Raw genomic sequence first — 12,102 nt, 5'->3', positions numbered from 1 at the left:
GAAGATTCCCCTACTCTATTAAAAATGTGTATATGAATCAGGTGCACTTGCTAGAATGACAGCGAAATAAATTTTTCCTTCACAATTATCCAGTAGGATAGAGAGATTATGGTTATACATAAGGGAGCGTGTCCATACGTGACAACGGTATTGGTCGTAGATGATGATTTGAATATATGTAAAATTACGAAGCTGTACTTGGAGAAGAGCGGCTACGAGGTAGTGACCGCGAACGATGGTGAGCAGGCGCTCACGAGGTTTAAGGAGATCCAGCCCGATTTCATCGTGCTGGATATTATGCTGCCGAAGCGGGACGGCTGGTCGGTCTGCCAGAACATTCGCGCGCAAAGCGATGTGCCGATTCTGATGCTGACGGCGAGAGGTCACGTGGACGAACGGGTGGAGGGCTTGCAGATGGGGGCCGACGATTATCTGGTGAAACCTTTTGACCCGAACGAACTGGTCGCCCGGGTTACATCGATCCTGCGTCGCACAGGGCTTCGTACGCAAGTTATGCCAGTGCCTCACCTGTATGAAAGCGGCAGTCTGCGCATAGACAGCTTGGGACATGAGGTCACGGTGGAAGGTCAGGTTGTGCCGTTGCCGAAGAAGGAGTACGAGCTGCTCTTGTTTTTCGTGCGGAACCCGAATCAAGTTTTCACCCGCGAGGATCTGATCACCAAAATTTGGGGATGGGATTTCGAGGGCGAGGACCGTGTGGTCGATTTATACATCAAACGTCTAAGAGAAAAGCTTACGGCTCACTCCGAACGCAAAGAAGACTGGAGCATCCGCACTGTATGGGGCGTGGGCTACAAATTTGAGGGGCCTGGTGCATGCTAAACTCCTTTTATCGTAAATTATTGGTGATGTATATCACGATTACGGTGGTGTCGATTCTAGCGATATCAGGCACGATCGGGTATACGATGAAGCAGAAGACGTATGACCGGAGCGAGACGCTGCTGCTGGAGAAGGTAGAGCAGGTCGAGGAGCTGGCAACCGATTTGTTCGATAATGCGACGGCTCAGAAGGATTTCCGCAAGCAAATTAACACCATTGAGAAAAGCTCGAATGTACGTGTCTCGGTGGTCAAGCACCCTAAAGCTGCCCTGGACAAAATCCAAGCGGTAGGCGAAGTCCCGGCCCGACTGGATTGGGTGGAGAAAGTCCTCTCTGGTAAACCCGTGACGGTAAAAAGCAATTTCACACAGAATAGCAAGGTGAAAATGCTGATCGTAGGTCGTCCTGTACTGCTGGACAATCGCGTTGTTGGGGCTATTTTTCTGTATACACCGCTCGAGGACATTCAGGGAACGATTAATGAAATCAATCGCGCGATTTATTGGTCTGCTTTGGTTGTAGCGTTGCTTGCTACGGCTGTTCTTTATTTTGTATCGCGGCATTTTGTGAAGCCGATTCAACAAATGAGCAAGACGGCGGAGGCGCTGGCGATGGGCGATTTCAGTGGCAGGGTCCCTGTGCGTGGAAAAGATGAAATCGCCTCCCTGTCGGGTTCACTGAACCGAATGGCCGGCAAGCTTCAGAAAGTCGAGGAAGGCCGCAAGCGGTTCCTCTCCGAAATTTCTCACGAGCTGCGGACGCCGCTCACGACGATTCGGGCTTCCCTGCAGGGGATCACTGATGCGGTCGTGGAACCCGGAGATGCGAGAGAATTCATCGATATCTCCCTCCAGGAGACACTTCGACTGAGCCATTTGGTGGATGATCTGCTGGAGTTGTCTTCTTTTGAGGAGAAGCAGGTGAAGATGAATATGCACGTGGTGGATGTCGCTGATCTGATTGGTCTTGTCGTGACACAGCTCAAGATGAAGGCCAAAGGCAAGGAGATTGAGCTCAGTGCCGACGTCGAGGGTCCATACATCGTGCAGGCGGATGCAGACCGACTGCGACAGGTATTCATTAATCTGCTGGATAATGCGATTAACCACATTCCCGCAGGTTCGCAAGCAGGGATCCGAGTGAAAGCGGTCCGACAGGAGCGCTGGATCGAGGTGTGGGATCAGGGGCAAGGCATCGCGCCAGAGAAGCTGCCCCATCTGTTTGATCGGTTCTTCAAAGCGGACGAAAGCCGCAACCGCACTGGCGCTGGGCTTGGCTTGACGATTTGCAAGCATATTGTCGAGGCGCATGGCGGCTCGATTAGGGTAGAGTCGCAGCTGGGGGCTGGGACGGTTTTCAAAATCTTTTTGCCTAATGCCGCTACCTCTTCACATGACAAACTTATGACATAACTCTGAGATAAGATAGGATTCGTAGGGTACTTAGCCCATGATAGTAGACGAATCGAGGAGTGATTCCTATGTTGAAGAAGTTAGCAGGACTCGTGCTGGTAGGCGCGATTGTATGTGCAGTTCCGATAGCGGCTTTTGCGGAGAGTGGACAAGGTGATACGACAGCGGCATCAACAAGTAAAACACATCCATTGAAGCAACTTTTGTTGGATAAAGCGAAGGCTTTCGGCCTATCGACGGATGGTAAAACGAATCAAGAGATTAAAACTGAGCTGAAAGCAGCAGCTACAGCCAAGCACACCGCACGCTTAAACGCTGCGGCAGCCAAATTAGGTATTTCCAGCGAGGGTAAAACCACGGATCAACTCCAAACGGAGATCAAAGCGGCGGTTAGTGCAAAGCTGCAAGCGAGAGCTGCTAAGCTTGGTGTAAACGCCGATGGGCTGACGAACAAAGAGCTGCGAGCAGCTTTGAAGCCTGCGGTATTAGCGAAGCTGCAATCGAAAGCAACGGCAGCGGGGATCGCGACCGATGGCAAAACAGCGAAAGAACTCCGTACAGCACTGAAGGCTGACAAAGACGCTAAGAAAGCTGCGAAAGACACGAAGAAGTCAGAGGCATTAAACAAGCGCGCAGCCAAATTAGGCATCTCGACGGACGGGAAAACAACCGAGCAAGTGACGGCTGAGATTGAAAGCGCGTTGCAAGCGAAGTGGGCGAAGAAGGCCGCGAAGTAAGCTGTTACATGTAAAAACCCCAGTGCCAATTAGATGGCGCTGGGGTTTGTTTGTCTGTCGACAAGTCTAGTTGCCTACGAATGCAGCTGAGCCATTGTCCCCGCTAAATGGCGGATCGCCTGGTTTTGTCACATAGCAGATAATCATCTTATAGGCTTTGCCTTTAGGAATTTTGTGCTTCAAGGTAAGAATAAAGCTCTGATTGGCACCACTGACAGGTTGGATCGTGACCGTAGCCATAGTAAGCGAGTTCGTCGCATTGACGGTATCGTTTTTCCCTAATGTGGCAATGCCCTTGGGTGTCACGTTCATCATATCTTGAATCCAATAATTCGTAGGTGTCATACCTTTGGTCAAGTCGACAGGTTGGTCATAAGTCACTTGGAGCTGATTGGGGGATATCTGCTTTAGCTCGGCGAGCATGGGGACTACCCTCATCGGCGGTTGTTCTTCATGCTGAGCAGCGTGGGCCTGTGACACCCCCAGCCCTGTTAGGGAAAGTGAGAGCATGAAAGCTACGAGCAGCTTCGATAATCCATATTTCATCTTGTTCTCCTCCTACATTTTCGGTATCGGTTAGATGTGTACAACCTAAAGTAGGATGTCCTGTAGAAGAAAGAGTTATTCCTGATATCCTACAGGGCGGTGTTCATTTTCGCTGATGAGGTGAAGTCATTTGGGATAAGGAAACGCAGGGGGAGGGTGGGGTCGGGAAAATTCTACCTCCATTGGAATAATCCAATGAAATTGCCTTCTACGCAGCAAAAACATTAATTTCATTGGACAAATCCATTGAAACCTCTAAAAAGGGTCACTTATTAGCCTGAATTGGGGCAAGTGACTGGATATGTCCAATCAAATAGGAAATATCGGCCGCAAAATGGCGATTCCACTGTATTTGTCCAATGGACTACAACAGAAGATAGCTCAAGAGCTACTATTTCACCTTCAAAAGTGTAACCAACCGGCTCAACGTTGTCCCTTGAACTAACAGCGAGAACACGACATTGCTAAAGGTCATCGCCAGTAGTAAATCGCGCCCTTCGAACGCGGGAGACACGCCTAGCAGGAGTGCAATCGACAGCGAGCCTTTGAGGCCGCCCCAAGCGATGATGGGCTTCCATGCACGAGGCATGCTGCGATCCAGGGAGAGACTCGCATACACGGCGATGAAACGTGCAGCCAAGACGATCAGAATGCTGCCGGCGATCATCTGCCATTTGTCCGTGAAATCGATGTTCGATATTTCTAAGCCGACCATAAGGAAAATAAGCGCATTGCCAATGAAGGCGATAACCTCCCAGAAGGAGTCCATTTTCTCCAGTGTGGTGTCGGACATGCCGATGTTTTTGCCATAGGTGCCTAACAGTATCCCAGCAAAAACGACCGAAATCACGCCGGATAGATGGAACATCTCGGCGACCTCGAAAACGCCATAAAACAACACAATCGAAAGGCCGATTTCCACGAGGTAGTTATCAATGCGCGAGGTGATTCTGGAAGCTAGGAAGCCACCGACAATCCCGATGAGCATGCTGCCCAGCACAACCTTGGCGAACTCAAGTGTGCCATCCATGAGACTGGACATGCTGAGCATCGTAGTGACTAGCGCGATTTTGAATAGCACGACGGCGACGCCGTCGTTAGCCAAACTTTCACCCTCAACGATGGTGGAGAGCTTCGAGTTGAGCCCCAGCGATTTGAAGATACTGAGCACGGAAACGGGATCGGTGGCCGCCATCAGGGCGCCGAATACGAGCGATTTTTGTAAGGACAGACCTAAGAACAGGGAGCACATGACGGCAACGAGTAGGAAGGTAATCAGTGTCCCTAGCAAGGAGAGGAGCAGGATCGGCCTTTTGCTCTCTTTCACCTCATGGAAGTGCAGCTTAATCGCCGCATCCCCAATGAGGGCTGACAAGAAAATCAGGATAACCGTTGTTTGGAACACGTGATCCGATGAAATGTAATCTTTGAGTTTATGCATGGCAGGGATGGGAAGAATCCCAATGAGCAAGCCAGCGATGACGAGCAGGGTGGGATAAGGTTGCTTCGTTTTATCAGCTACATACGCAATGGCCACTGCGATGGCAAGCAGGACGAGCCAGTAGTGTATCATGTTAGTCCCTCCTCTTGTTTCCGTCTAAGTGTACCCATGGTGTTCACAGATGAGACGAAAGTTCTATACCCAGCTAACACTGGTTAATAATCGATGCTTCATAAGAGATAGAATAAATTCCTCGTAGTAATCCTTACGAACAATGAACTGATAGTGATGATTCTTAAAGGCATAGAACAACACATCCATAAGCACATGGTTATGTTCGAAATCGTGTTGGATGTCTTTCACCCTTTGCTCCATAGCTGCATCCCCATGAACATAAATGTGAAATTCCACATCCTGTCCGTTCGCTATTTCGCTGATTTCAAGCGTTTTTACATCAAATGTATACGTTAGCATCGCAGGCACCTCCTCATTTTCACATCAAATACCGGAAGTAAATGTACAAGCTGGACAGCACAATTGATAGGAGCATTAACGGGAAGCCATATTTTAAATATTTGATAAAGGAGATCGGATAGCCTTCTTTGCCGGCTAGGCCAGCTACGATAAGGTTGGCACTTGCCCCGATTAACGTACCATTTCCGCCCAAACAAGCGCCCAAAGCAAGACTCCACCATAGCGGCTCTAGGTTGCTAACGCCCATCGTTCCCATCTCCTGAATCATCGGAATCATGGTTGCGACGAAAGGGATATTGTCGAGGAAGGCTGACGCAATCGCACTGAGCCACAGGATCAGCATGGAAGTCGCGAATTCATTCCCGCCCGTGAGCTTGATCGCTTGTTCCGCTAATTGGTTAATGACGCCAGTTTCCACAAGTCCCGATACGAGCACGAAAAGCCCGACAAAGAAGAAGATCGTAGGCCACTCGATACTGGCAAAAGCATGCTCCAGCATGTGCTCCCCTGTCAGGAGGAGAAGCAGGAACGCGCCGCACAAGGCAACCGTTGCCGATTCCAGATGCAAGCTCTGATGCAGGAAGAAACCGATGATCGTAAGGGCTAGCACGGCTAGGCACTTCCAAAGCAGCTTGCGATCCGTCAGCATCGCCGTCTCATCCATTTCCATAATGCTTTGCTGCAGCTCAGGTGTGGACTTGATTTGCTTTCCAAAAAGCACAAGGAATAAAGGAATGTAAGCCAGCATGATGATGATCACGATTGGCGTCAGGTTCGTAATAAACGCCATGAAGGTGAGCTCTTTCACCGCGCTGCCAATCATGATATTCGGCGGATCACCGATCAGCGTCGCAGTCCCCCCCACATTAGATGCGATGATTTGTGTAAAAAGAAACGGAAACGGATTTACGCGAAGCTGTCTCGTAATACTTAACGTGACAGGGACCATCAGAAGGACCGTCGTCACATTGTCCAAAAAAGCCGAGCATACCGCTGTAATGATCACGAGCGCGATCAGAATTCTTCGCGGCTGCCCTTTGGCAAGTTTCGCCGCCTTCACGGCGATGTACTTGAATAGTCCCGTTTCTGCTGTAATGCCCACCATAATCATCATCCCGATGAGCAGGCCCAGCGTGTTGAAATCGATGTGATGCAGAGCGGTTTCTTGACTGACGATGCCGAAAACAACCATAAGCACCGCGCCGATCATCGCAATGATGGTACGGTGAATCTTCTCTGAAATAATTATGGCATAAATAACTAAAAAGATGCCGATAGCCCAATAGGCTTGTAGTCCCACGATGTTTGCCCCCTATAGCGTTATTTCAGGTTTTCCATAATTCCCCTGAGTTATGCTTGGATACATGACCCCCGGAGTCCCCTGAAAAAGACAAAAAGAGCCCGCTGTTGGCAGGCTCCTCCGGGTCAATCCTATATACCCACAACTATACCGACTCTATTGGGAGTTGTAAAGAGAAAGTCATTTGATACAATAGAGGGAACGATTAAGCACGGGGTGATGATCATGATCCATATCGGTTTGGCAGGTTGGGGAGACCATGAATTAGGCGGGAGCAAAGGGAAGCTGGCAATGTACGGGGCGCATTTCCCGATTGTCGAGGTGGATACCTCGTTCTACGCGGTTCAGCCCGAACGCAACTATGCAAAATGGGTCCAAGAAACCCCGGCCAACTTTGGATTTATCATTAAGGCCTACCAAGGGATGACGGGGCATCTGCGGGGGGAGAGCCCTTTTGCAGGCGGGACGGGGCAAATGTATGAAGCGTTCCGGCAGTCCATTCGGCCTGTGCAGGACGCAGGAAAGCTAAGGGCCGTGCTGTTTCAGTACCCGCCTTGGTTCGCGTGCAACAAGGCGAATGTGGATGTTATTCGCGATGCGAAGGCGAGAATGGGCGATGTGCCGTTGGCGCTGGAGTTCCGACACCAGAGCTGGTTCACGGAGGACATGCGCGATAAGACGCTGGCCTTCATGAAGCGCGAGGGCTGGATGCACAGCATCTGCGACGAGCCGCAGGCAGGTATTGGATCGGTTCCGATCGTTCTGGAGGCGACACATCCCGACATGACGATGGTTCGCTTCCACGGACGCAACGTCAGTGGATGGGTGCAGAACAACGAAGCCAATTGGCGCGATGTGCGGTATTTGTACGACTACAATCCGCAGGAATTGTTGGAGTGGAAGTTGAGACTGCTCCGCTTGCAGGAGCAGACGCGCGAGGTGTGTGTTATTTTCAACAACAACTCGGGTGGACATGCTGCTGGAAATGCGAAGACATTGATGAGCATGCTGGGCTTGGATTACGAGGGGCTTGCGCCGAGACAGTTGGATTTGTTCTAGGGCATGGGGGAGCTGGCAACCTGAGAGTCGCCGCCTGGCCCTCTGACGCTGAATTGTCGAAGTGAGCGCTGTCCGTAGAGATCACATTTGTTACAATGGGTAGTAAGAGCAGATAAGGGGGAAGTCTGAAAAATGGTTGGAGCGATCATTGGAAGTATCATTGCCATTCTGATTGTGATTGGGTTGACGATTTGGATCACGAAGAAAGCCTATTCGCGTAAGTGGGAAGATGAGGAATAGCAGCGGGATTAAAGCGTGCTTAGAAGCGCAAATACCCTTGTAGGAAGCACTTAATGAAAGTGCTTCTTACAAGGGTGTTTTGCTGAGGTAGACTAGAGATTACTCCGTTTTTCAGCCAAGTCCGTTGCAAGCTTCAATGTGCGCTGCTTGTTCAACGGATAGATGAAAACAAGCATGACGAAGATCAAGAGGAACACAATGCCTGGCACCAGCGTGACGAGTCGGTAGATGCCATCCAGCGCTTCTTGCGTTTGCTTCGGCAGCAGGGAGTTGTAACCGACTGCGGCAATCGCGAAGCCGCCAATGCCGCCGGCGATGGCTTGCCCTAATTTGCGCGCGAAGGAATAGACTGAGTAGACCGTTCCATCCTCCCGCATGCCGGTTAGGAGCTCGTGGTAGTCAATGACATCGGTGACAAATGCCCACACCACGAGGTTGAAGAAAGCGAAACCGAACGTTGCGACGGAGGAAATGCCAATGAACTGCATCGCCGTTAGGCCTGGAAGGAAGGCAAGGATCAGATTCACGATGCCAGCAAGCAGCATGCCTGCGGCGGCAACTTCTTTTTTACCAAATTTCGCGACTAAAGGTTTAGCCATTGGAATGGCAATAAGGATGATAACCACTTGGACAAGTCCCACAATGCTTAAGGAGGATGCGCTTCCAAAGTAATCTTTAAACAAATATACGTTCACCGCACCTGTCAGCATGTTCAGCATCATGAAAATAAGCGAAATCGCAAGAATGGAAAGTAACGGTTTGTTTTTGACTAGCGCTTTCAAAGTAACTTTTAAATTCGCAGAGTTCTCTTGTGAGGCAGGTGTGCTGACACGCTCTGTAGATAATTTGTAGCAAGCTAAGTAACAAGAAATCGACAGGATGCCGAAAAGCACCGCCCCCAGCATGAAGTGATTCGAATTCGCTTTGTTGTTAACGAACAAAATAAGGGGCCCAACCACATTGATAATCAAGCTGGCGAACAATCCGCCCATCGTTCGAAACGTGGATAAGCTGGTGCGCTCAACCGGGTCACTCGTAATGAAGGAAGCCATGGAGCCATAAGGAATATTGACCGTACTGTACAAGGTTCCCCATAGAATGTACGTAATGAAGGCATAAGCTAGGTAGAAGCCATTCGACATACCTGGAATGTGAACGAACATGAGGATGCCGGACACGACAAGCGGGAAGGACATTCTAAGAATCCAAGGCTTGAATTTACCATGCTTACTTGCTTTGCGCGTATCGATAAATCTGCCCCATGTTACGTCTGCAACCGCATCCCAGATGCGAGCCACTAGGAAAAGAATACCGACGGTAGCTGCGCTGATATGAAAGATATCGGTGTAATACACCATCAGGAATGAACTCACCAGGATAAAAAAGAAATCGTTTCCAAAATCTCCGAACAAGTACCCGATTTTGTCCCGCATACCGAATTTTCTAGCTCCACTAGCTGTTACTTCTATTTGTTGGGTGTGTACATTCGTCATTGTGCTCATAGGTGATCCCTCCAAGTCCATATTCCCATTGCTTCTTCGCATGGCGTGATAGATAAGATAGGTACAAGACAAGGGGCAAAAAGCCTCTCATCTTGTACGATTATGATTTAACGTGAGCTGACTTCGGATGATTTGCTAATCTTCGTCAACTCTTTATTCAGGGCATATAACAAGGTTTCGTTGAAAATATCACTCGCAAGCGAAGCCAGCATATCAATTTTCATCGCTGATGCCATGCCGAACATCGGATGTTCGGAGAATTTGCCGAGATATTTCTCAAGCACAGCGCGTGCCGCGTCATTGTCCATCATCTCGCCCATCGTGCAGCGCGTGGAGTAGACGTCATCGGTGATGACAAGCTCTTCGATGTGAACATCGCCAAGATCAGGTACTTGGAACCAGTTCTTCACGACGCCACCTTTTTCTTCAGGTGCTTCATAGCTCGGATTCGCAACAGCCACTTTGTTGAAGAAAGCCGTGTCTTCGAACGTTCGGCCATCGTGGTGAGCCACGGCGGAGATTTCATTGTTCCCCGCTTGCAAGGCCACGTTCTCGAAAGTGAAAATACGATTCGCGCTCGTTTGTGCGGCTAACGTTGCGCCATTCACAGTAAGCGTCACGCTGTCGCAGTTGGTGTACACTTTCACTGTAATCACGTCGTCCGCACGGTCGATATAGCGTTTGCTCGTGATGTGCACGAACTTCTCATCGGACCAGTTCGCTTTATACATATAGAAAGCATCCTTCTTAATCTTGCGATCGTAGGTGACTAAACCCTTGTTGTTACGACCTTTCACGCCGCCCTCATCGCGGATGTTAGCGCCGAAATCGAACATATTCCATACATACGTAGCCCAGAGGAAAGGACGTTTGGCGAAAATATCCCACACAATTTCATGGTATAGCGCGTGGTATTCTTCGGTATAATCTTTGACCTTCGGATCGTTGCTGTGGTACTGAAGTATGCCTTCAGCACCGTATTCGGAGATCCCGAGCTTCGCAGTAGGGTTCGTCCGGCGGAAACCATCGATCCATTCCGCGAAATCTTCCGCTTTCCCGTTATACCAACCGTAGTATTTGTTATAGCCGATAATATCGGTGGCTCTGTTATAGTCATCGTTATCTTCCACGAACATCACATTCGCCATCGTCGTCAACCGCGTAGGATCTTCTTTCTTCGTTAACTCATTCAACTCACGAACGAGCTTGCGAAGTGCAGGCGTGTCGCCGCCGATTTGAATCTCATTCTGAATGCCCCAGAACATAATGGACGGATGGTTAAAATTCTGACGAATCAATTCAATCATCTGCTGCTTCGCATTGATGCCTTCCAGCTCCGTTTTGGACATGACGGATATGAACGGGATCTCTGCCCAAATGACCATCCCCTCTTGATCGCACAGATTGTAGAAATATTGATCATGCTGGTAATGCGCCAAGCGAATGGACGTTGCACCAACCTCTTTGATCAAAGTCATATCTTCCTCATGCTCACGAGGTGTAATCGCCCAACCCATATCCTTCCGATCCTGGTGACGGGAAACGCCGTTCAAGGCGAGATGTTCACCGTTCAAGAAGAAGCCTTTGTCTGCATCAACTTCGAAATAGCGCACCCCGAATGGGATCGACAATGCATCAATCGTATCGTTATAGGAGATCAAGGAGACGTTAGCTGTATACAGGTACGCATGCTTTCGGCCGTTCCATAGTGTTGGGTTCTTGATCACAATAGGTGTTTCAACGTCCTGTGTTTCGCCAGCGGCTAGCACCACTTCTTTGGCAGCGTAAGCCACGTGACCGCCAGCGGCGTCCTGGATGTCGACCCAAAGTCGCACCTTTTTATCAGCAGCTTCCGAATTCGTTAGTTTAGATTTGATAGTAAGAGCTGCCCGCTCATGGCTAATGTCTTCTTGAATCACATAAACACCTGTAGAGCCATAATCCATCAGGTCAAAATGAACGGGACTCGCGATGATCAAATTCACATTCCGGTAAATCCCACCGAAGAACGTAAAGTCGGCCATTTGCGGATACACATCGTCGACAACCGTATTGTCAACTTTCACACTGAGCGTGTTCAACCCATCAAACGTAATCACATGCGTCATATCAAAACGGAACGTAGAGTAACCGCCGCGATGCTGACCCAAATGCTGACCGTTTACATAAACATCTGTAATGCTGTTAGAACCTTCGAATTCGATAAAGACGTTATTCCCTTGTGCCGAAGGATCGACAGCGAATGATTTGCGGTACCAGCAGGCACCTTTATAAAAATCGAACCCATTAGCCCCATCAATGGCATTCCAAGTATGTGGAACGTTCACAGATTCCCATTGGCTATCATCGTGTGTGGCTTCAATTGAAGTAAAATCAGCTTGCTTGCTAAATTTCCAATTGGCGTTCAAATTTATATGTTTTCTCATCGTAGGTATCCCATCCTTTTCATATGATGACGCTTTAAGTGAAAACGATTACACCATCATATTAATGGATTTCGCAGATCTTGGATCGTACGATTTTGATTGAATTAGCACAGATATTGCTT

At 49.2% G+C, this 12,102-nt stretch carries 10 protein-coding genes; 4 read left to right on the top strand and 6 right to left on the bottom strand.

Going from position 1 to position 12,102, the window contains the following annotated elements:
- Nucleotides 1-108: 108 nt before the first annotated feature.
- The 3 genes from A8709_RS04565 to A8709_RS04555 all read left to right on the top strand — a co-directional run bounded on the left by A8709_RS04565 (nucleotide 109) and on the right by A8709_RS04555 (nucleotide 2,992).
- Nucleotides 109-843: a response regulator transcription factor gene (locus A8709_RS04565; RefSeq protein WP_065851002.1), complete on the top strand. Its 735-nt coding sequence runs from the start codon at nucleotides 109-111 to the stop codon at nucleotides 841-843.
- Nucleotides 837-2,255, top strand: coding sequence for a sensor histidine kinase (locus A8709_RS04560; protein WP_065851001.1), 1,419 nt, complete (start codon nucleotides 837-839; stop codon nucleotides 2,253-2,255). The genes A8709_RS04565 and A8709_RS04560 overlap by 7 nt, the downstream gene beginning before the upstream one ends.
- A gap of 68 nt (nucleotides 2,256-2,323) precedes the next feature.
- Entirely contained in the window at nucleotides 2,324-2,992 is a 669-nt protein-coding gene (locus A8709_RS04555) for a hypothetical protein (RefSeq protein ID WP_065851000.1), read from the top strand.
- A 66-nt stretch (nucleotides 2,993-3,058) separates the two neighbouring features.
- Here the strand turns inward: A8709_RS04555 and A8709_RS04550 are convergent, their stop codons facing one another.
- The 4 genes from A8709_RS04550 to A8709_RS04535 all read right to left on the bottom strand — a co-directional run bounded on the left by A8709_RS04550 (nucleotide 3,059) and on the right by A8709_RS04535 (nucleotide 6,753).
- Nucleotides 3,059-3,538, bottom strand: coding sequence for a hypothetical protein (locus A8709_RS04550; RefSeq protein WP_065850999.1), 480 nt, complete (start codon nucleotides 3,536-3,538; stop codon nucleotides 3,059-3,061).
- 391 nt (nucleotides 3,539-3,929) lie between these two features.
- Nucleotides 3,930-5,111, bottom strand: a complete 1,182-nt coding sequence (locus A8709_RS04545; RefSeq protein ID WP_065850998.1) for a cation:proton antiporter — start codon at nucleotides 5,109-5,111, stop codon at nucleotides 3,930-3,932.
- A gap of 63 nt (nucleotides 5,112-5,174) precedes the next feature.
- A complete protein-coding gene (locus A8709_RS04540) occupies nucleotides 5,175-5,453 on the bottom strand; it encodes a hypothetical protein (RefSeq protein WP_065850997.1) in 279 nt (92 codons plus the stop codon).
- A gap of 19 nt (nucleotides 5,454-5,472) precedes the next feature.
- Nucleotides 5,473-6,753 (bottom strand): ArsB/NhaD family transporter, encoded by a 1,281-nt coding sequence (locus A8709_RS04535; RefSeq protein WP_065850996.1) that lies wholly within the window; start codon nucleotides 6,751-6,753, stop codon nucleotides 5,473-5,475.
- Between the two features lie 225 nt (nucleotides 6,754-6,978).
- On the opposite strand from A8709_RS04535, the gene A8709_RS04530 reads away from it, so the two are divergent.
- Nucleotides 6,979-7,812: a DUF72 domain-containing protein gene (locus tag A8709_RS04530; protein WP_065850995.1), complete on the top strand. Its 834-nt coding sequence runs from the start codon at nucleotides 6,979-6,981 to the stop codon at nucleotides 7,810-7,812.
- A gap of 332 nt (nucleotides 7,813-8,144) precedes the next feature.
- On the opposite strand, the gene A8709_RS04525 is transcribed toward A8709_RS04530, so the two are convergent.
- Both A8709_RS04525 and A8709_RS04520 read right to left on the bottom strand, forming a co-directional pair.
- Nucleotides 8,145-9,554, bottom strand: coding sequence for an MFS transporter (locus A8709_RS04525; RefSeq protein ID WP_065850994.1), 1,410 nt, complete (start codon nucleotides 9,552-9,554; stop codon nucleotides 8,145-8,147).
- 107 nt (nucleotides 9,555-9,661) lie between these two features.
- Nucleotides 9,662-11,980 carry a glycoside hydrolase family 2 protein gene (locus A8709_RS04520; protein WP_065850993.1) on the bottom strand — a complete coding sequence of 773 codons (2,319 nt, stop codon included), beginning with the start codon at nucleotides 11,978-11,980 and terminating at the stop codon, nucleotides 9,662-9,664.
- Between the last annotated feature and the right edge of the window lie 122 nt (nucleotides 11,981-12,102).

The sequence above is a fragment of the Paenibacillus pectinilyticus genome, from assembly GCF_001700435.1.
Lineage (GTDB): Bacteria > Bacillota > Bacilli > Paenibacillales > NBRC-103111 > Paenibacillus_E > Paenibacillus_E pectinilyticus.
This window is presented reverse-complemented; position numbering and strand designations above follow the sequence as displayed.

Coding starts and splice junctions, on each gene's coding strand:
- A8709_RS04565 (WP_065851002.1), top strand. CDS start 109: ATGGTTATACATAAGGGAGCGTGTCCATACGTGACAACGGTATTGGTC.
- A8709_RS04560 (WP_065851001.1), top strand. CDS start 837: ATGCTAAACTCCTTTTATCGTAAATTATTGGTGATGTATATCACGATT.
- A8709_RS04555 (WP_065851000.1), top strand. CDS start 2,324: ATGTTGAAGAAGTTAGCAGGACTCGTGCTGGTAGGCGCGATTGTATGT.
- A8709_RS04550 (WP_065850999.1), bottom strand. CDS start 3,538: ATGAAATATGGATTATCGAAGCTGCTCGTAGCTTTCATGCTCTCACTT.
- A8709_RS04545 (WP_065850998.1), bottom strand. CDS start 5,111: ATGATACACTACTGGCTCGTCCTGCTTGCCATCGCAGTGGCCATTGCG.
- A8709_RS04540 (WP_065850997.1), bottom strand. CDS start 5,453: ATGCTAACGTATACATTTGATGTAAAAACGCTTGAAATCAGCGAAATA.
- A8709_RS04530 (WP_065850995.1), top strand. CDS start 6,979: ATGATCCATATCGGTTTGGCAGGTTGGGGAGACCATGAATTAGGCGGG.
- A8709_RS04525 (WP_065850994.1), bottom strand. CDS start 9,554: ATGAGCACAATGACGAATGTACACACCCAACAAATAGAAGTAACAGCT.
- A8709_RS04520 (WP_065850993.1), bottom strand. CDS start 11,980: ATGAGAAAACATATAAATTTGAACGCCAATTGGAAATTTAGCAAGCAA.